Genomic DNA, 21,384 nt, shown 5'->3' on the forward strand with positions numbered 1-21,384 from the left:
TTTATGTTCGACCAATTGCTGTTATAATGATACAATATTTTACAATATGGTGGTAATATGCCCAGTTTATACTTGCTCATTCCGCTAAGCCTAGTGCTATTTGTATTTGCCATTTGGGCAATTTATTATGCGGTCAAATCCAATCAATTTGAAGACTTGGACAATGCTCCTGAGCAAATCATTTTGGACGACCGCCAAGAACGCCGAAAGCATCACCACTGATACGAAACGACCATGAACAGCACTTTGATATTTGCCGCCCTAGCAATGGGGTTTTTTGGATCACCACACTGTCTGGGTATGTGTGGTGGCATCGTAACCGCATTTGGCATTTCGATGCACAAACTCTCTCCCGCTCGCAGACGCTTGTTGATTGCTGGCTATCACTTAGGCAGGCTGGCAAGCTATTTGATTTTGGGTGTGATTGCCGCTTTATTTGGCAAACACCTGCTCGCTCCATTGATTGCCGATAATAACTTGCCTCGCTATCTTTTGGGTGGTGCGTTGGTATTTGTTGGACTGATGATGCTTGGCTTACCTGTGCTAAACCAATTGGAAAAACTAGGTTTATCGCTATGGAATGCCCTAGCACCCATTCGTGCCAAAGTGTTGCCCATGAACACCCTACCAAAGGCGTTGATGGCTGGATTGCTGTGGGGCTTTTTGCCATGTGGTATGGTGTATGGTGCGTTAGGCATGGCAATCAGCTTGTCTGTCTCTGAATACATTGGACTGACGGCAGCAATTTTTATGGCGTTTTTTTGGCTAGGCACTTTACCAATACTGCTTGCCACAGGCACAGTCATGAATTTTTTACACCAAAAAATCAGCCGTCTGCATCTGCGAGCGGTCAGCGGTGTGATTCTCATCATATCAGGATTGTTGGCGGCTTTTTCGATGCCGTTGATGCACAGCTTGCACGGCAATCACAGCCATCATGCACATCATACCAGCCATGAACATCACGCCGATGGCAATGTTACAGAGCATGACATGCATGACCATCATCAGCATCACGCTCATTAGATGACAATAATCCTAACGCTGACTATTACCCAATAAAAAACAGCAGTCATCACGACTGCTGTTCTTGTGCCAGATTGATTACAAAATACCGTATGCCACCAAAGCATTCGCTACTTGGGTGAAGCCTGCGACATTCGCCCCTGTCATGTAGTCAATCGCCCCTTTGGTTGTACCATATTTATCAGCGGCAGCTTTGGCATTATCATGGATGTTTTTCATGATATTTTTTAGCTGTTCGTCCAGCTCTTCAAAAGTCTTGTATTGACGCACAGAGTTTTGGCTCATTTCAAGACCTGATACCGCCACACCACCGGCATTGGCAGCCTTACCAGGAGCATAGGCAATGCCGTGTTCACGCACCACATCGATGGCGGCGGCATCTAATGGCATATTTGCACCTTCGGCAACATATTTCACGCCATTTGCCACCAGTTGCTTGGCTTCATCAGCATTGACCTCATTTTGAGTTGCACAAGGCAAGGCAATATCCGCCTTAAACTGCCAAGGCTTCTCGCCTGCACGCCATTCACCACCAAATTTTTCGACATATTCAGACAATGGCTTGCGTGCGTATTTTTGAGCCTTAACCCAGTCAATTTTTTCTTGGGTAAAGCCAGCTTCATCAAGCAAAACACCTTGTGAGTCAGAGAAAGTGATGACTTTTGCACCCAGTTGCATTGCTTTTTCAGCAGCGTATTGTGCCACATTGCCAGAGCCTGAAACCAGCACCGTCTTGCCTGACAAGACATCATTGTTCGCTTTTAGCATATTATCAAGGAAATATACCAAGCCATAGCCTGTCGCCTCAGTACGAATGAGCGAGCCACCAAAGCCAACACCCTTGCCAGTCAAAACACCTTCGTATTCACGAGTTAGGTTTTTATACATCGCAAACATGTAATTAACTTCACGACCGCCAACACCAATATCGCCTGCTGGCACATCCATGTCTTTGCCAATATTCTTGTGCAGCTCACGCATAAAGGCATAGCAAAAACGGCGAATTTCAGCGTCTGATTTGCCTTTTGGGTCAAAATCACTACCACCTTTACCACCACCCATCGGCAAACCAGTTAGAGCATTTTTGAAAATCTGCTCAAAACCTAAGAATTTTAGCACGCCCTCATTCACGGTTGGGTGAAAACGCAAGCCGCCCTTGTATGGACCAATGGCGTTGCTAAATTGTACACGCCAGCCACGATTGACTTGCACTTCGCCTTGGTCATTTTCCCAATTCACACGAAACGAGATGATGCGGTCAGGCTCACACAGACGCTCAAATACTTTTAGTTCTTCAAACTGAGGATTGTCAGCATAAACTTGCTTGATGGTCATCGCCACTTCTTGTACCGCTTGGATAAATTCTGGCTGATGGGCATAGTTTTTTTGTACATTTTGTACAGCAGACTCAATGGTCATGGCAAACTCCTTGATATGTGACTAAAATTTGATACTTTGGTTAGGCAGCATTTTTATGACATTCATTATATATATCATAAAAAGTTGTACTATCATAAGTAAATATAATATAAACAGATTACTCGGGAAATGCAAGCGATTTTTTTCGGATTTTACGATTTTTTTATGGTATTTTTTGATAAATCAAAAAAACCCAAGTCATACATCACTTGGGTTTTTATGGATTGGTCAAAGACTACTGAGGCGTTTTGTCGATTGAGGTCACTTTTGTGCCAAACAGTCGAGATTCAAACTCTGGCAACATGGCAGCCATTTCTGCACCAAGATACATCTGTGGCTGACTTGGCTCAAAACCCATCAAGGCTTCTTTTTCACCCACTCGTTGCACCGCATGGTCAAATACCGCCTGCCAAGTATCGTGTGTCTTGTCCGCCAAACTTTGTTCCAAAAATGCTCGTCCAAAATAAGTCAAATCAGCATCATCAGTACAACCAAATGATGGTTTGTCCGCTGCTGATGCCGTGATAATCATCGTATAAGGGTCTTTTAAAGGATTGATGAATGCCCCAGAATAACACGCCGAGACCACAATCACACGCCAACGAATGCCTGAATTATCCAGTGCTTTTTTGAGCCAATAAGCATCAATCTGGTCAAGCTCTAATGGCGGATTGACCACCGCAAGTTCGCCTGTTGGCTGATTCTCTTCATCAACCGTGCCATGCGAACTAAGCATCATAAACAGCACATCTTCTTGTGGATTCATCTTGCCTGCAATGCCCGCCAAGCTGCGTTCAATATTGCTACGGCTGGCAATGGGAAAATCTTGCCAAGTCTGTGGATTGTTAATCAATGATATGGAGCGGTTTTGAGTGCCAAGCTGAGTGTCAAATAGTTTTTGGGCTTGCAATACTTCGCTGGCAAACACATTTTGATTGGCATAAGGAGCAATGCCCAAAAAATACCAATCAGGCACGCCTTTTTGTTCTTTGTGCAAATGCTCAATGGCCTGACCAAGTAGCACCGTCTGAGCATAAAACGCCTGCTCACCTAAGACAACTTTTTGTTCTTTGGTCTTAAAAATCGGCTGATTGACGACATTTTTTTGCCAAATCACCAGCAACACAATGGTTGCAAGCGGAATCAATACTCGCTCCCACCACGACCAATGTAAGCGTTTGGCAAAAATCCACAACAAAGCCGTTGTCTGCCACACAAACAGTAAGACAAACACATTGGGCAAAATGCCATGCAGCCAAATCGCCAGCCAGCCTTTATTCTCCAAAAACTGAATGCCACTTTGTAATAAAATCAGCAAAGTATCTGCCGTTAGCCATAAAATCGCTGGCACAAAAAGTAGCGAATAATTCAAAGAACGCTTGGCAAGAATGATACCAGCCACCACCATGATGGACGGCCATACCAAATAACTGAGCAAGCCTTGTTCGTTAAAATAGCTGTCAGTCATTGCTGACAGATAGGCAAACAAAATATTGGCAGACAACGCTAATATTAAAAATAGCACAAACTGCCCAAAGGTTGGCTTAACCCAACCAAAGGCTTTGGTACTGCCAAGCAACATCCAAAAAGCAGCCATCAAATTTGCAAAAAAATTCATCAATACTCTCAGCTTATTGTGCCAATCAAACGCACCTGTCATGCTGGCTATTGTATCACATTCACCTTAAAAAAATGCCAAGTGTTTCTTATTTGAACGATTTAATTCATCAGCCAATCTGATACAAGAAAAACCGCCCAGAATTTGGACGGTTTTGGTTGAAAAATTCACTGATTTATTTCAACAGCAGTTCATTCACTCGTCTTAAATACCCAGCAGGGTCGTCAAGCTGTCCGCCATCAGCCAAAATGGCTTGGTCAAAGATGACTTGACCCAAGTCATCAAATTGGGCAGAAGTCTCCAATTTGGCAATCAGTGGGTGGCTTGGGTTGATTTCAAGCGTGGGTTTGACATCAGGCACAGGCTGTCCCATCGCCTTTAACATCTGTGCCATTTGTGGGGTTAGCTCGCCATCACCCACCACGATACAGGCAGGAGAGTCCACCAAACGACTTGACACTCGCACATCTTTGGCACGGCTACCCAAAAGCGATTTTAGGCGGTCTACCACAGGCTTAAAGGCTTCTTCTTGTTTTTTGGCTTCTTCTTTTTCGGCTTCATCGGTCAAATCGCCCAAATCCACCGCCCCTTTGGCAATGTTCTTTAATGGCGTGCCGTCAAATTCGGTCAAGAAATTCATCGCCCATTCATCCACCTTTGAAGTCATCAAAATTACTTCAATGCCTTTTTTGTTAAACAGTTCTAGTTGTGGGCTGTTTTTGGCACTTGCTAGATTGTCAGCGGTTAGATAATAAATGGCGTTTTGACCGTCTTTCATTCTTGCTTTATAATCAGCAAAACCTGTGGCAAGCTCGCTGTTTTGGCTTGTGGCGTAGCGAAGTAGCTTGGCGATTCGTTCTTGATTGCTCATATCCTCGCCCAAGCCTTCTTTTAGCACATCGCCAAATTCGGCATAAAATTCTTTGAATTTGCTTTGTTTTTCGCCATCTTCACTGTTTGCCAAACTTGCCAAAAGGGTCAAAACACGGCGTGCGTTGCCATCACGGATTGCCTTAACATCACGAGACTCTTGCAAAATCTCACGGCTAACATTTAAGGGCAAGTCCGATGTGTCAATCACGCCCTTGACAAATCGTAGATACATCGGCAAAAGCTGCTCGGCATCGTCCATAATAAAGACACGCTTCACATACAGTTTAAGACCTCTTTGTTGTTCACGGGCGTACAGGTCGTAGGGGGCTTTTTTGGGAATGTAAAGGAGCTGGGTGTATTGCACTCGCCCTTCTACACGGTTGTGCGTCCACGCAAGTGGGTCGGTAAAGTCATAAGTGATGTTTTTATAAAAGCCTTGATATTCTTCATCGCTGATCTCTGATGAATCCTTTGTCCACAAGGCAGATGCTTTGTTGATGGTTTCCCATTCATCGGTCAAAATGTATTGCCCTTTGCCAGCAACCACCTCGCCATTGTCATCAAGTTCATCTTGCCATTCTTCTTTACGCATTTGAATGGGCAAGCTGATATGGTCAGAATATTTGGATACTAAGGATTTGATTTTGTAGCGGTCAAGGTAATTTTTGTCGCCATCTTCATCATTGCCAGCGTATTCGTCTTTTAAATGCAGGGTAATGGTCGTGCCACGATTTGCCTTGTCAATGGCTTGGGTTGTAAATGCCCCTGTGCCATCTGACTCCCAACGCACGCCATTACCGCTTGGCTCGCCTGCTTTACGGCTTTCTACAACAATCTTGTCCGACACAATAAAGCCAGAATAAAAGCCAACACCAAATTGCCCAATCAAATGCCCATCTTTTTTGTCGGCTTCGGATAAGTTGTCAAGGAACGCCTTGGTGCCTGATTTGGCAATCGTGCCTAGATGTTCAATGGTATCCGCCTCGTTCATACCAATGCCATTGTCACTGATGGTTAGGGTTTTGGCGTCTTTGTCAAAGTCAATTTTAATCGCCAAATCGCCATCATTTTCGTACAGATTGCCATCGGTGGTCGCCAAAAAACGCAACTTGTCGCAAGCGTCAGACGCATTGGAAACGAGTTCACGGATAAAAATATCAGGGTTTGAATAAAGTGAGTGCGTTACAAGATGAAGTAGTTTGGTTACTTCGGCTTCAAATTGATGGTTGGTTGTGGTCATAAATTTCTCCGTTTATTTTGTGAATGCCAGTTATTTATGGGTTGATGGTATTTTTTCAAGATGAAATAAAAACAAAAGACACCAATGCAGATGTCTTTTTTGTTGTTGGTAGATTAAAATCTAAAAATTCTTACCAAATCAGTTTTGCAGTTTGCCCAGTTTATTTTTCTTATATTTTTTATAACCCACTCGTGCACCATATAAAGGAAGAGCAAACACAATGAGCGACATCATGAACATAATCCCTTCTGGCAATCTTGGTGCATCACTCAACACCGCCATGATGACCAGACCAACTGAAAGCATCAACCCACCAACAGCTCCGTATAAAAAGGCATAAGTCAGCATAAATCTCAACGCATTCATGCATGCAAACGCATTTTTATAAAGCATTTTCCCCCAGTGTTTTAGGCGACCGTCTGATTTTTTACTCCATGGAAAATCCAATCCTCTTAGTTTTTCCTTATATGTTTTATGACGCTTATAGCCGACCCGCGCACCATAGATGGGCGAAACATAAAGCATTATTACAGATGGGATAAAGACAATCACAACCAGTATTTTAAAAATCGAATCTTGTAAAAAAGAACCAAGTGCCATTGTCAGCATCACAGCAATCACACCAATCAAACCATACATAAAAACATAGCCAATCACCGATAAAAAGATGTTTTTATGAATGCGATTCTTAAAGCCTTGTGCTTGAACAGTTGATAGGTGTTTAATTAAAATTGCCTCAACCGATGCCAGACACTCCTCTCTGCTTATATTTTTTGGGGTAGGTTTAAAAAACAATCCTCCAAAAATATCCTTGTATGTATTGCCAATATCGCTCTTTTGTGCCAATGCAAAAATTTTATTTCTTTGATTCTTGCTTTCATGTGCCAACATAATCAACTCCATAGTTTAAAACTTAACTTATTCTACATCAAAATCAAGCAAACCAAAAGTTAAATTCTTGGCTGCCGTTTAGTCTATTAGACTTAACAATATGGAAAATCAAACAAAACAATCATTATATTCTCATATATAGAAAAAACTTTTATTATAATATAACATATTGATTTTGATGAAATTTTTGCCAAAAAATCCCTTTTATTTTGTAAGGAATTATGCTATTTTAATCATGAAGCATTTGTTGTTTTTAACCCAATTTCGACAACAGGAGCTTGTTATGACCACAATGAAAGCAATGACTTATTATGGCGAAAACGACATTCGTTTTGAAGACCGTCCAAAGCCTATCATCATTGACCCCACCGATGCGATTATCAAAATGACCAAAACCACCATTTGCGGTACAGATTTGGGCATTTGGAAAGGTAAAAATCCCGAGATTGAAGAAGTTGCTCGTCAAAAAACAGGGCAATGGAACGGTCGCATTCTAGGACACGAAGGTATTGGTATTGTTGAAGAAGTTGGCTCATCGGTCAAAAATTTCAAAAAAGGCGATAAGGTCATCATCTCTTGTATCAGCCGTTGTGGTTCGTGCGAAAATTGCCAAAAACAATTGTACTCTCATTGCCGTCAAGGCGGTGGCTGGATTATGGGCTATATGATTGACGGCACACAGGCTGAATATGTGCGTACGCCTTTTGCTGACAATTCCTTGTATCTGTTGCCAGAGGGACTAAATACCGATGTGGCGGTGTTTTTGTCGGACGCATTGCCCACAGGACACGAGATTGGCATTCAGTATGGCGATGTCAAACCTGGGGACACCATTGCCATTGTCGGTGCAGGCCCTGTCGGCATGGGCTGTCTTTTGACTGGGCAACTCTACTCACCTGCAACGATTATCGTCATTGATATGGACGACAACCGCCTAGAAATGGCTCGTCAAATGGGGGCAACTCATACCATCAATCCAAGCTCTGAAGATGTCATTGAAAAGGTAATGCAAATTACCGATGGTCGTGGTGTGGATACTGCCATTGAGGCGGTGGGCGTGCCTGCAACTTGGGATATTTGCCAAAAAATCGTCAAAGAAGGGCAAAACATTGCGGTGGTGGGCGTACATGGTCAGGCAGTCAATCTGGAACTGAACAAGCTGTGGATTAAAAACCTAAAAATCACCACAGGGCTTGTCAATGCCAACACCACAGGCATGCTCTTAAAGGCATGTGAATGCAGTAAATTGCCAATGGATAAACTTGCCACGCACCATTTTAAATTCAGCGAGATGGAAAAGGCTTATGATGTCTTTAAACACGCCTCTGAAAATAAAGCGATGAAAGTGGTTGTTGAATACTGATACCAACAGCTTACCTCGCCCATGCTTGAATTGGTATGGGCGATTTTTATTAACCAAACCAAACAATCTGACAAACCAACATCAGTCCCATCACGCCCACTACCGCACTCACTTGGCATCGCCAACAAATGGGTGTTTTCTCCATCATTTCATCATTAAAAATCAAGTTAATTCAACCATAAAGTGCACCCTTGCTACACTTAATTACTAAGAAATACTAGCAATTTTATGGCAAACTGGTAAAATAGTGAGTATATCTGAAATAATTAAGATGATTTTATGTCTGATAAAACCTTTACCGCATCATTGCTGTCAATTTTATTAAAAATTCTACTGGCAATTTTTGCATTGATTCTGATTTTACTATTGGCGTTTCCGATTGGTTTTTATGGTATGGCGATGTACCTTGAACCAACCCTGCCTGATGTCAAAAACATCAACAAAACCGAACTTGAAATGCCGCTGCAAATCTACACTGCCGACAACAAACTCATCGGGCAGTACGGCAATCGCTATTCGTTGCCTGTAACCCGTGCAGAGATTCCACAACATCTGATTCACGCATTTTTGGCAGCAGAAGACTCATCATTTTTTGAGCATAGCGGTATTAGTGTTAAAGGCTTAGGTCGTGCTTTGACCGAAGTCATCACTGACGATGACTCTCAAACAGGTGGCTCGACCATCACCATGCAGGTGGCAAAAAACTATTTTCTAAGTTCTGAGCGTACCATTGACCGTAAGCTGACCGAATTGTTCATCGCTCGTAAAATCGAAGACGAGCTGACCAAAGATGAAATTTTAACCCTATATGTCAATAAAATCTATCTGGGCGAAGGTACTTACGGGGTGCAGGCAGCGGCTCGCCGCTATTATAGCAAGACATTAAATGACCTAACCATTGGCGAGATGGCAATGATTGCAGGCTTGCCAAAAGCTCCTTCCAAATACAATCCTGTCATCAATCCAGAGCGAGCCTTAGAACGCCGTGACTGGATTATTGGGCGAATGCTCAAAGAAGGCTACATCACGCAAGCAGAGCATGACGCTGCCATTGCCGAACCCATCGGTCTAAAACCTTATACCGAACAGCTTGATTTGAACATGCCTTATGTGGCAGAGATGGCAAGAAACTCTTTGGTTGAGCAGTATGGCGATCGAGTGATGGATTCCGGCTGGCGTGTGCAGCTAACCATTGATAGTCAATCACAACTAGATGCTGATGCGGCATTGGTGGGCGGTTTGCGTAGTTACGACCGCCGTCATGGCTGGCGTGGCGTGGAGGCTGAGTCAGGCGAATTGGCAGGTCGTAAGAATTTTGATAACATTTATCCTGCCAAAGTCACCAAAGTGCACAACAACAGCTTTGAAGCAGAGCTTCAATCAGGTGATAAAGTAACCATTCCTTGGTCTGGCATGAACTGGGCTCGTCGCTATTATAGTGCCAACCGTGTTGGTGGTGGTTATAGCAACGCCCATCAAATGGTCAAAGTGGGCAATATCGTACGAATCTCTCCACTAAACGAAGCCAAAACTGCTTGGAAGATGGAATCCATTCCAAAAGTACAAGGTGCATTAGTTTCTCTTGACCCTGAGAATGGGGCATTGCGTGCCGTTGTGGGTGGTTTCCACTTCAACCACAGTAAATTTAACCGTGCCATTCAAGGCTATCGTCAGCCTGGCTCAACCATCAAGCCATTTGTCTTTGCAGCAGCCTTAGAAACAGGTAAACACACGCCTGACAGCTTGGTTTCAGACGCTGCCATTCGTATTGGTAGCTGGCGACCAAAAAATGCTGATGGTCGCTACACAGGCAACATGACGCTACGCCGTGCATTGGCATTGTCTCGTAACACGCCTGCGATTCGTCTGCTTCGCTCTGCTGGTCTTGATGAGACTCGCCAACTGATGAATATGATGGGTGGTCTGGAAATGGATCGTATGCCATCAACGCTGGCACTGGCACTAGGTGCAGCAGATGTTACACCACTACAAATGGCAACAGGCTTTGCCACCATCGCCAATGGCGGTCATCGCATTCAGCCTTATTTTGTTGAACGCATTTATAACTTTGCCAATGATGTGGTTTATCAAGCCAACCCTGTACAAGCATGTGCTGCCTGCTTTAATGAAGAGCTTGAAAAAACCAATCAAAAACTGCTTGATGACTTTACCAAAGCAAAAGAGCAGGCTAAGACTGACGCTCAGGATGCACCTGCACCACAAGCAGGTACAGCTGCGGCTGACCGTCTAAATCCAAAATCCGCACCACAATATGTGGCTGCCAAACAAGCACCTCGCATCATCTCACAAGAGACCGCTTACAACATCTCTAATATGATGCGAGAAGTCATCACCAGCGGTACGGGTAAAAAAGCCCGTGCTGTTGGTCGTGGCGATGTAGGCGGTAAAACAGGGACAACCAACCTTGCCAAAGATGCTTGGTTTGCAGGCTTCCACCCAACCAATGTCGCCATCGTCTGGGTTGGTTTTGACACACCATCGCCATTAGGTGCCAAAGAGTACGGTGGTGTTGCTGCCCTACCAATTTGGGTAAACTTCATGCGTAAAGAACTCAGTGGTACACCAATTCAATGGGTCAGCAAAGAAGACCGTTCAAAAGCCACGAAGACCACACAGCAGGTCATCGAACTTAAAGACAACTAACCCAAATCAATAAAATCCCCTCGTTGCTCAACAAGGGGATTTTTTATTGTCAAAATTGTCAAATTCATCTGCTTAATGTCAAATCATATATCCAATAAAAACACCAAAAAACCAAGCCTTTTTGTCAATGATGGTGCATGATGGATTTATTAGCGTCATCAAATATCTACATTTTTGTTCGATGATAAGATTGTTTATTATCCCCTTATTTTTATACTTTTCACAGTAATACCAATTCACATCATTCATCAATAGCAGCACAAATCATCCCCATCTTATAAGAGTGCATAAAAAAACCGCTACCCAAACTGACGGTAGCGGTTTATTTGACAAAATCGTAAGAAAATCAACTCCAACTATGCTGTTCGTTTTCGCTTATGCGAACGCTCAGCGGCCTGTTGTTTGGCTTTAAGTTTGGATTTTGCTTGCCTTTGGCTCATCGGATCTGCGGACAAAGACCGATAAATCTCAATACGGTCGCCATCTTTTAGTGATTCATCAAGCCGTTTTTTGACAGAATATACGCCCACATACCACGCACGATGGTTGGGGTCGCTGTACTGATTGTCTTGGCACCATTGACCAAATTCTGCCAATTCTGGCATCGCAAGCCAGCCACCATCTTGCAATGCTTGCAAAATGGTAGTGCCTTGCTCCACTTGGTATTCAGCGTATTTTTGCGTATCTTGCCCAGCATAAACCACAGCAATGTTGATGGGATTTATAGCCATTCTAGCACCAAGCCCACCAATGCCATCAGTACCGCCACAGGCACAATGATTCGCACCAAGACACGCCAGATATTGTAACGCAGCTCACTGGCAAAATTGAAAGTCTTACGCAAATGGCTGATTTTCATCACAAAACCTGCAAAAATCGCCAACAATAACACCGCCAATAAAGCAACAACGGCAATCAACTGCGACATCACCGCTGTCGGCAACAAACTTGCCAACATCGCCAAAATCACAGTCAGACCTCCGCCAACCAAGACACCCAAACGAGCAATCAACTGACTGCCAGCATAATACAATAAAAATGCCACCACCAGCAACATGCCCAAACCGCTAACCACAAAAGACCATGCGTCAATCAAAGAACTACTGACCAACAATGCCAACGCCCCAAAAGCCAGCTGCGTCAGCCAAATGGGCAAAATCAATCCTGATAGTGATTTTTTAAGCTGCATACTTTGATTGGAGATACCCACCGTGCCAAACCAATATAGTCCACTGCCCACACCGACACACAGCAACGCCAATACAACCGCTTTTGCCCATTCGCCAAGACTAACTTCGCTCATGGCAGGAATTGTCACCCCACCCAGCAAAGCAATTACTGCACCCGCAACCAGCAGTAGCAAGCCAACAGGCAATAATCGTGATTTTAATAAACTTAAAATCAACACCACCACCATCACACCAGCCGACAAGCCAATGCTAGGAATCTGCACGCTTTTACCAAACTCTGCCAAATGCCCATCGGTCAAAGCAAAAGCAATGCGACTGCTCACACTTCCTGCAATCAGTAATGATATCAATACCGATAGTACAGCAAAAATTCGCCAAATCACCCCAGCATCAGCTTCACGAGTCAGTTTTTGCATGCCATGCCAAGGAGCGTCTGCTGAACGAGCGGACAATGCCACTTCGGCAAACAATACAGGCAAGCCCACAAACATTGCCCCAAGCCACAACAACCAAAAATCCAGTTGGTGTGCCATGCTCGGTGCAATCAATCCTGTCAATAGCAAAGGCAATGCCCCAGCAATCAAAAAGACCAAATAACGGTGTGTCATTTTTTTCACCAATCAATTAAAAATAAAGATTATTGTAACACAAAGCCCCATAAAGCAAAATAAAGCCAAGAAAAAAGCCCCCAACTGGGAGCTTTTTTTGCACATCAAATCAATGCACGGCTGATAGATATTCAGACAGAATCTTGATGTCACGGTCTGATAGACGAGAAGCAACCATCTGCATCATGCCTTTTTCGCCTTTTTTGGCAGCGTCATTGGTACGCACTTCCATATCAGAACCAACTTCATCTTCACGACCTGCGGCACGGAATAGTTTTAGCTGAGTTGCCAAATATGATGCGTGCTGACCACCCAAGCGTGGGAATGCAGCCCAAGCGTTACCATTACCCTTAGGATCATGGCAACCTGCACATGGAATGACACCACGAGTCTTGTCACCGCCTAGATATAGCTTAGCAGCTTCTGCGGCAGTAGCTTTATTACCATAGCCTGGTGTCCAAGGAGCTTGATTTGCATAATAGCCCGCTAAGTTAGCCAAATCTTGCTGGGTTAGACCAACAAGCTGAGCTTCCATAATGCCATTACGACGGGTTTTATTTTTGAAGTCCACCAACTGCTTATATAGATACTTGATGTTTTGACCACCAAGGTTTGGTTGTGCTGGTGCAGCACTAACACCGTTCATGCCGTGACAGGCAGCACAATTAACTTCCACAATCGCCTTACCTGCTTCGATGTCATAAGCAGGTACAGGATAAGAGACAGCGTGAGCAGATAAGCTGGCAAAGCCAATCCCAGTCGCTAGGGCTACTTTGGCTAACATTGCTTTTTTTGCAGGTTTCATATGACAATTTCCTACTAACTTGGCTAAGTCTTGGGTTTTGTTCGTCCGCTAAATTTTATGCAAAAAATCTAGCACAATTGTTATTATTCACAAAAGATTTTGAAAACAGCACTATTATAGCAAGATTTTAGTAAATTTTCCTACAAAAATTGTGGCTTTGGCAACATTTTTTTAAAAAAATTATTTTCCCATGGTGTTGTGCGTGTTTTTGTGGAGAAAAATCAGCGGTTTTTTTTGGTAAATACATCGACCACTTGATGGATATTTTACTGATTTGGTTGGCGATTTTGGCATTTTTGATATTTCGTGATACACTTAGATGATTAAATATTTTTAGACCGCTTTGTGCTTAATATGACTTACGATTTTTTAAAACAAATTCATCAGACCAGATTTTTGATGTCTGCCCCCACTTTTAAACTTTGCCCAGAAGATACAGGCTTTGAAGTGGCGTTTGCTGGACGCTCAAACGCTGGTAAGTCGTCCGCCATCAATACCATCACCAACCAAAAACAACTGGCTCGCTCCTCCAAGACACCAGGTCGCACCCAGATGATTAACTTTTTTACTGTCGGTCATCAAGACGCACGCATTGTTGATTTGCCAGGCTATGGCTACGCTGCCGTCCCTGAAAGCATGAAAATCAAATGGCAAAAAGAGCTAGAAGAATATCTGGTGTCTCGTCAATCGCTGGCAGGGCTGGTGCTACTGACCGACATTCGTCACCCACTCAAATATTTTGATGAGCAAATGCTGCATTGGGCAAAAGATGGCGATTTGCCCGTACATGTGCTTTTGACCAAAGCCGACAAGCTCAAACGAGGTGCTCAAAAAACCGCTCTACTTGCCACCAAAAAACAACTGGACGCTCTTGGATTGCCATTTAGCATTCAGCTGTTTTCTGCCCTAAAAAAAGAGGGGCTAGATGAACTGTCAGGCGTGCTGGGCGATTGGCTGGACTTGGCAAATCTACCAGCCAAAATCCAGCAGCAGACAGACGAAACTCCAACACCAGCCACACAAGACAACAACCCATGAACGCCACACTATATATAGTCGCCACGCCCATTGGTAATTTGGGCGACATGACCACTCGTGCCATTGAGACGCTCAAACAGGTGGATTTGATTGCCTGCGAAGATACTCGCACTTCGGCAAAATTACTCAACTATTTTAACATCACCACCCCAACGGTTGCCTATCATGAACACAACGCTGATAGCCAAACCCAAAAACTCATCGAAAAACTGCTGTCAGGACAATCGGTCGCACTCATTTCAGATGCTGGCACGCCGCTCATCTCAGACCCTGGATTTCGACTGGTTAAGGCAGCCCATCAACATGGCATTAGCGTCTCGCCCATCGTTGGAGCGTGTGCCATGGTGGGAGCATTATCAGCGGCAGGGCTTGCCTCAGATAAGTTTAGTTTCATGGGATTTTTGCCAGCCAAAACACATGGTCGCCAAAAGGCATTGGCACTGTGGCAAAACCGTCCAGAAACTTTGATTTTTTATGAAGCACCCCATCGTATCATCGAATGCTTAGAAGACATGGCAGGTGTTTTTGGTGCAGATAGAATTGCCACACTATGCCGTGAATTGACCAAAACTTTTGAGACGATTAAGCAGGCGACACTGGGCGAGTTGCTTGAATTTGTCAAAAATGATGCCAATCAACAAAAAGGCGAGATTGTTCTTGTGGTCTCAGGCGTACAAATCAGCCAAAAAGACGATAAAGACTATGATGCATGGCTGCTGCGTATCGCCCAAGAACTACCTCCCAAAAAAGCCGCCAGCATCGTTGCTGATGTGCTTGGACTCAAAAAAGGTCAAGTCTATGACCGTCTGCTGACATTACAGCAATCAACACCCAATTCATAATCATCAACTAAGGAGCTAACCATGACTGACAACAGTCTAAAATCCGCCCTCACCGAAGCGGTCAAAAACGCCATGAAAGCCAAAGAAATGGACAAAGTTAAAGTCCTAAGAAATGTCCAAGCCGCCATCAAACAGATTGAGATTGATGAACAAGTCGAGCTTGACGACAAGGCGGTACTGGCAATCCTACAAAAACAAATCAAACAACGCCAAGAGTCGTTACAAATCTACCAAACCAACGGTCGTGAAGATTTGGCAGCTCAGGAATCTTTTGAAATGCAAATCATCAGCCAGTTTTTGCCAGCTCAGCTTGACGAATCCGCCCTGAACGACATCATCGCCGCCACCATCAGTCAACTAAATGCTGATGGCATGAAAGACATGGGCAAAGTCATGAATGCCGTCAAAGAACAAACCGTTGGACAAGCTGACCCTGCCGTCATTTCAGCCTTGGTCAAAAAAGCCCTGACCGCCTAATACGCCTCTTATCAAGCATGTCATGATTTAAGCCAATTTAATGATGATTATTTTGGCTTAAATTCTTTGGCACTCATCACAGCTTGCTTATCTTTTTCTAATAATGCTGACAAAGCCGCCAATCTATCATCATCACGCTTAGCGACTTGTTGGGCTTGGGCAAGTGATTTTAAAGATTCTTGGTATTGACCATGCCACAGTGCCACCTGACTGCGGGCACGCAAAGCATGAATGGTGGCGGTGGTGATTTGCATTTCATCATCGGTCAGCTGAGCCAGTTTTTGATAAGCCTGCTGAGCTAATTGCCACGCCTGCACATCATGCGAGCCATCTTGGGTCAAATCATTGAGCAGCACCAAGGCATCGGTCGGCTGGTCAGCATGGATATGATGCTGTGCCAAATACAATCGCAAATCCCTGCGTTCAGGATAAATCAGCTGGCACGGCTTAATGGCAAGCACCGCACCTGCATAGTCTTTTTTGGCGGCCAATAAATGTGCCTGCGTCACACAAACCAACGGGTCAAATGGATTTAAATCACCTGCCTTCATGACTTCACTCGCCTCTTGATGACGATGATTATCCGCCAAATAGGTCGCCAAAGCCAATCTTGCTCCAATACTTTGGGTGGCGTGTGCGACAAGCTGGGTGTGCGTGGTTTGCTTGGTTAGGTACTTTAATCGCCACACCCATTGGTCAAATAATTTTGCCTGCTCTTGTTTGGCGGTCATGACTGGCGGACGATAGGCACTGGCTCTGGCGGTTGCCTCGCTTAATCGCTCGCTGGTGAATGGGTGTGACTGCACAAAGCTGGGTACGAATGAGCCTTTGCCTTGATTAAGCATGTGCTGTTTTTGTAGTCTTTCAAAAAATCTTGGCATGGCATCAGCATCATAGCCAGCTTGTGCCAAAATCTGCATACCCACACGGTCAGCCTCTCGCTCATGTTCTCGGCTATGTACCGCCGCTCCTTCGGCACTCGCCGTCTGTGACCCTGCCATCGCCACCAATGCCGCATCGCCACCACCGCCCGCAGCACCAGCAGCAATCGCCGCCAACAACCCGCCCAACTGCATCGCCAACAGCTTTTTTTGATTGTCTAATTGATGCTCATAGTGTCTTTGGCTGATATGAGCAATCTCATGTGCCAGCACACTTGCCACTTCGTCCATTGTTTGCGAACCAATGATAGTTCCTGTATTCATGCCAATCAGACCACCAGGTACGGCAAAAGCATTGATGCTATTATCATTGATGAGTAGTACTGAATACAAAGGTAGCTGACGCACCAATCCATTCATATGACCGCTCATCTGATGAATCACCTGCTCCGACCAAGGGTCATTTACCACAGGCAAGCTGTCATAAATCTGTCTAAGCGACCATGCCGCCAGCTGTTCATTGCGATGTTTTTCATAAAAACCAACACCGCTTGCCAGACTTGGTGCTTGAAATAAGGATTTTTCGCCTTGCCCTTGATGGGCATTGGCATTCATTGCTAACATTGGCAGACACGCCATCGCTACGGCTAATTTTTTTAACATCGCTTGATTACTCATTGTGTGACTTCTGATGAAAGATGAATGATGAACCACAACCAAAATACAGCACCATTATTCACAAAATTTGTCTCAATAATCAATATTTTTGTTATTTTTATTGACAGATTGGTTATATTTTGTCAATATAAATCGCAATGGCTGGCTTGATGAGCAAACTTTGTTAAGTTTTGGAATCATAATCAGATGGCTTAGTCAGAATTTGGATATATCTGCTTTTATTGTTGAAAAGGATAACTTTATGAAAAGCACTCGCCTTACCCCTCTTTGCTTTGCTGTTGCACTTGGCTTAGGTACTCTACTAACCGCTTGCGGCGAAGACAAAAAGTCAGCCCAAGCCACCGATGCCAATGCTGCCGCCCCTGCTGACGCTAGTGTCGCCCAAGAAATCATCATCGGTAATGGTGCCGAACCTGAATCACTAGACCCCCATAAAGTGGCTGGCGTGCCAGAATCAAACATTTTGCGTCAAATGCTGGTTGGCTTGGTTTCTGTTGATGACAATGGCAAGACCGTTCCTGGTATGGCGACCGAATGGAGCAGTCCTGATAACAAAGTCTGGACATTCAAACTGCGTGATGCCAAGTGGTCAAATGGCGACCCTGTGACTGCCGAAGATTTTGTATTTAGCTTCCGCCGTCTGATTGACCCGATGACCGCATCGCCTTATTCGTCATATCTGGTGGACGCTCATTTTGCCAACGCCCAAGACATCGTGGACGGTAAAGCCAAGCCTGAAACTTTGGGCGTCAAAGCCATTGACGAAAAAACCCTAGAAATCACTTTATCAGAGCCAGTACCTTATCTGCCTGATATGATGTTCCATACCTCTGTCAAGCCTGTCAATCCAAAAGTTGTCAAAGAGCTTGGCGATAAGTGGACTTCTGTTGGCAACTATGTGGTCAATGGTCCATACAAGCCTGTCGATTGGGTGGTCAATGAGCGTATCGTGCTAGAACGCAACCCTGAATACTTTGACAACGACAAAACCACCATCAATAAAATCACTTTCCTAGCGATTGAGGCAGGGGCAGCAGAAGTATCTCGTTACAAGGCTCACGAGCTTGACATCACTTCTACTGTACCGCCTGAACAGTACAAGACACTAAAAGCAGAGCTGGGTGATCAAGTACAAACCACGCCAAGCCTATGTACTTACTACTATGAGTTTAACCACACCAAAGCACCATTTAATGATGTTCGTGTGCGTAAGGCATTGGCTTTGACTGTCGATCGTGAAGTGATTACCGACAATATCCTAGGACAAGGTCAAAAACCTGCTTATCAGTACACGCCAAAAATCACCAATGGCATCAAAGACTTTAATCCAGAATGGCAATCTTGGGATAAAGCCAAGCGTGCTGCCGAAGCCAAGCGTCTGCTGAACGAAGCTGGTTTCAACGAAAGCAATCCTTTGACCTTTGAACTGCTGCATAACACCAGCGAATCACACAAACAGATTGCTGTTGCTGTCAGCCAGTTCTGGAAAGAAAACATTGGCTTTGTTAATGTCACGCTAAACAACCAAGAATGGAAAACCTATCTTGAAACCCGTCGCCAACAAAAATTCGACATCGCTCGTGGTGGCTGGTGTGCTGACTATAACGAGCCATCGACTTTCCTAAATACCTTCAAGTCGAAGAACTCAAACAACAATGGTAAGTACAACAATCCTGAGTTTGATGCCATCTTGGCAAAAACTTTGGGTGGCGATGTTACCCCAGAACAGCGTGCAGACCTATATACCCAAGCCGAAGCGATACTGGATAAAGATGCAGCAACCATCTTTGTCTATCACTACACCGACAACCGCTTGGTTAGCCCAACCGTGAAAGGTCTGACAACAACTGACCCATTATTCCAATGGGAAGTCAAAAACCTAAGCAAAGTCGCTGGTAACTAATATCAATGCGACTCATGCCAAATGCCCAAGCCAACAACTTGGGCATTTTTAGTGGGTAATTGCAATATTTTTTCCGATATTTTTTGCATAAAATCATTGAATTTTATAAAATTCGGTGTTATTGTATGGTTACGCAACTGATACAATCTTGTAAAATTGCACACACTTCTCCACCCCACCACAAGGAATGTTGGACAAATAAGGATTCTTAATATGTCATCATTAACAAAGACCGCTTTGGTCGCTGCTCTAAGCATCGCAATGGGTCTGACTGCCTGTTCATCAGAAACCCCAACCAAAGAAACCCAAGCCAGTCAATCTAGCCAAGCCAAAAACAGCCTGACCATCAACAACGCCAGCGAGCCTGAATCGCTTGACCCGCACTTGGCACAAGGTGTTCAAGAGGCCAATATCATTCGCCAATTTTCCGAAGGCTTGGTCAGCACTGATAATGACGGCAATCTGATTGCTGGCATGGCGACCGAATGGAGCAGTCCTGACAATAAAGTCTGGACATTCAAACTGCGTGATGCCAAGTGGTCAAATGGCGACCCTGTGACTGCCGAAGACTTTGTATTTAGTTTCCGCCGTCTGGTCAATCCAGAAACAGGCTCATCGTATGCCAGCTATCTTGCTGATGCCCAAGTGCTCAACGCCCAAGCCATCATCGATGGTAAGGCGGCAATCGATACTTTGGGTGTCAAAGCCATTGATGACAAAACACTACAAATCACTCTATCAGAACCTGTTCCCTACTTTGTAGATATGATGGTGCATAGTGCAGTGCAACCTGTCCACCCTGCCACCATCGAAAAATTTGGCGAAAAATGGACAGACCCTGCCAACATCGTGGTCAATGGTGCTTACAAGCCAACCGAATGGCTAGTGAACGAAAAAATCGTTCTAACTCGTAACGAACACTATTACGATAATAGCAAAACCAGCATTGATGAACTCATCATATTGCCAATCTCGCAAGCCACCACCGATGTGGTGCGTTATCAGGCAGGCGAAGTGGATATTACCGCCAGCGAATTACCGCCAGAACAATTTGCTGACCTAAAAGCCACTTTGGGCGATGAGCTAAAAACCGCACCCACGCTATGTACTTATTATTATGATTTAAACCAAGCCAAAGCACCGTTTGATAACGAAAAAGTGCGTCGTGCCTTGATGTTATCTTTTGACCGAGAGTTGATTGCTGACAAAGTCATGGGGCAAGGTCAGCCTGTGGCTTACCAATTTACCCCGACCGCCATCAAAGGCAACCTGACATACACCCCAGAATGGCAATCTTGGGACAGAGCCAAACGCATTGAAACCGCCAAGCAGTTATTAAGCGAAGCTGGTTATAATCAAAATAATCCACTCAATTTCACTTTGCTGTACGACACCAACGAAAGTCACAAAAAAATCGCTGTGGCAGCTGCCAGTATGTGGAAAGATGCCTTTGGTTTTGTGAATGCCGAACTCATCAACCAAGAATGGAAAACCTACCTAGACAGTCGCCGAAATGGCAATTATCAAATGGTTCGTGCCAGATGGTGTGGCGATTATAATGAAGCCTCCACCTTCCTAAACCTTAGAAAATCAAACAATACGAATAATTGGAGCGGTTTTAAAGACCCGCAATTTGACGCATTGATGGAGCAATCCTTGCGTGCTGATGTTGATGACGCTGCTCGCATCAAACTCTACCAAGATGCCGAACGCATTATGGATGAAAACAGCACACAGATTGACATTTTCTATTATGCCAATGTTCGTTTGGTCAAGCCCTATGTTCAAGGTTACTCCAATAAAGACCCATTGGATTTGTGGCAAGCCAAATATTGGTCTATCAAAAAATAACCATCGATATTTAACAA

17 protein-coding genes are annotated in these 21,384 nt (G+C 44.4%); 9 read left to right on the forward strand and 8 right to left on the reverse strand.

Translation table 11 applies throughout. The annotated features are described in order from the left end of the window. Positions 1-57: 57 nt before the first annotated feature. Entirely contained in the window at positions 58-222 is a 165-nt protein-coding gene (gene ccoS, locus LU297_RS02890) for a cbb3-type cytochrome oxidase assembly protein CcoS (RefSeq protein WP_263076912.1), read from the forward strand. Between the two features lie 12 nt (positions 223-234). Next, positions 235-1,026, forward strand: a complete 792-nt coding sequence (locus LU297_RS02895) for a sulfite exporter TauE/SafE family protein (protein WP_263076913.1) — start codon at positions 235-237, stop codon at positions 1,024-1,026. Between the two features lie 78 nt (positions 1,027-1,104). Here the strand turns inward: LU297_RS02895 and gdhA are convergent, their stop codons facing one another. From gdhA to LU297_RS02915, 4 genes are all read right to left on the reverse strand, one after another. Continuing rightward, entirely contained in the window at positions 1,105-2,445 is a 1,341-nt protein-coding gene (gene gdhA, locus LU297_RS02900; RefSeq protein ID WP_263076914.1) for an NADP-specific glutamate dehydrogenase, read from the reverse strand. A 235-nt stretch (positions 2,446-2,680) separates the two neighbouring features. Continuing rightward, a complete protein-coding gene (locus tag LU297_RS02905) occupies positions 2,681-4,063 on the reverse strand; it encodes a C13 family peptidase (protein WP_263076915.1) in 1,383 nt (460 codons plus the stop codon). 175 nt (positions 4,064-4,238) lie between these two features. Beyond that, entirely contained in the window at positions 4,239-6,176 is a 1,938-nt protein-coding gene (htpG, locus tag LU297_RS02910) for a molecular chaperone HtpG (protein ID WP_263076916.1), read from the reverse strand. A gap of 138 nt (positions 6,177-6,314) precedes the next feature. Next, a complete protein-coding gene (locus tag LU297_RS02915; RefSeq protein WP_263076917.1) occupies positions 6,315-7,067 on the reverse strand; it encodes a hypothetical protein in 753 nt (250 codons plus the stop codon). A gap of 283 nt (positions 7,068-7,350) precedes the next feature. Here LU297_RS02915 and LU297_RS02920 point away from each other — a divergent pair, with 283 nt between their 5' ends. Next, positions 7,351-8,430, forward strand: a complete 1,080-nt coding sequence (locus tag LU297_RS02920) for a zinc-dependent alcohol dehydrogenase family protein (RefSeq protein ID WP_263076918.1) — start codon at positions 7,351-7,353, stop codon at positions 8,428-8,430. A 279-nt stretch (positions 8,431-8,709) separates the two neighbouring features. Further along, positions 8,710-11,094 (forward strand): penicillin-binding protein 1A, encoded by a 2,385-nt coding sequence (locus LU297_RS02925; protein WP_263076919.1) that lies wholly within the window; start codon positions 8,710-8,712, stop codon positions 11,092-11,094. A 356-nt stretch (positions 11,095-11,450) separates the two neighbouring features. On the opposite strand, the gene LU297_RS02930 is transcribed toward LU297_RS02925, so the two are convergent. The 3 genes from LU297_RS02930 to LU297_RS02940 all read right to left on the reverse strand — a co-directional run bounded on the left by LU297_RS02930 (position 11,451) and on the right by LU297_RS02940 (position 13,697). Beyond that, positions 11,451-11,825: an RnfH family protein gene (locus LU297_RS02930; protein WP_263076920.1), complete on the reverse strand. Its 375-nt coding sequence runs from the start codon at positions 11,823-11,825 to the stop codon at positions 11,451-11,453. Further along, positions 11,816-12,892 (reverse strand): hypothetical protein, encoded by a 1,077-nt coding sequence (locus LU297_RS02935; RefSeq protein WP_263076921.1) that lies wholly within the window; start codon positions 12,890-12,892, stop codon positions 11,816-11,818. Before LU297_RS02935 ends, LU297_RS02930 begins: the two co-directional genes overlap by 10 nt. Before the next feature lie 109 nt (positions 12,893-13,001). Further along, complete coding sequence (locus tag LU297_RS02940) at positions 13,002-13,697, reverse strand: c-type cytochrome (RefSeq protein WP_263076922.1); 696 nt, start codon at positions 13,695-13,697, stop codon at positions 13,002-13,004. A 354-nt stretch (positions 13,698-14,051) separates the two neighbouring features. Here LU297_RS02940 and yihA point away from each other — a divergent pair, with 354 nt between their 5' ends. The 3 genes from yihA to LU297_RS02955 are packed head-to-tail and all read left to right on the forward strand — an operon-like array spanning position 14,052 to position 16,054. Further along, positions 14,052-14,735 (forward strand): ribosome biogenesis GTP-binding protein YihA/YsxC, encoded by a 684-nt coding sequence (gene yihA / locus LU297_RS02945; protein ID WP_263076923.1) that lies wholly within the window; start codon positions 14,052-14,054, stop codon positions 14,733-14,735. Further along, positions 14,732-15,577 carry a 16S rRNA (cytidine(1402)-2'-O)-methyltransferase gene (gene rsmI / locus LU297_RS02950; protein ID WP_263076924.1) on the forward strand — a complete coding sequence of 282 codons (846 nt, stop codon included), beginning with the start codon at positions 14,732-14,734 and terminating at the stop codon, positions 15,575-15,577. Before yihA ends, rsmI begins: the two co-directional genes overlap by 4 nt. 21 nt (positions 15,578-15,598) lie before the next feature. Then, positions 15,599-16,054 (forward strand): GatB/YqeY domain-containing protein, encoded by a 456-nt coding sequence (locus LU297_RS02955; protein WP_263076925.1) that lies wholly within the window; start codon positions 15,599-15,601, stop codon positions 16,052-16,054. 47 nt (positions 16,055-16,101) lie between these two features. Here LU297_RS02955 and LU297_RS02960 read toward each other — a convergent pair whose 3' ends face one another. Next, a complete protein-coding gene (locus tag LU297_RS02960; protein WP_263076926.1) occupies positions 16,102-17,613 on the reverse strand; it encodes a M48 family metalloprotease in 1,512 nt (503 codons plus the stop codon). Positions 17,614-17,854: 241 nt separating this feature from the next. Here LU297_RS02960 and LU297_RS02965 point away from each other — a divergent pair, with 241 nt between their 5' ends. Together LU297_RS02965 and LU297_RS02970 are read left to right on the forward strand one after the other, a co-directional pair. Next, complete coding sequence (locus LU297_RS02965) at positions 17,855-19,516, forward strand: ABC transporter substrate-binding protein (RefSeq protein WP_263076927.1); 1,662 nt, start codon at positions 17,855-17,857, stop codon at positions 19,514-19,516. 213 nt (positions 19,517-19,729) lie between these two features. Continuing rightward, entirely contained in the window at positions 19,730-21,367 is a 1,638-nt protein-coding gene (locus LU297_RS02970; protein WP_263076928.1) for an ABC transporter substrate-binding protein, read from the forward strand. Positions 21,368-21,384: the final 17 nt, after the last annotated feature.

Source organism: Moraxella nasicaprae, from assembly GCF_025643275.1.
Classification (GTDB): Bacteria; Pseudomonadota; Gammaproteobacteria; order Pseudomonadales; family Moraxellaceae; genus Moraxella; species Moraxella nasicaprae.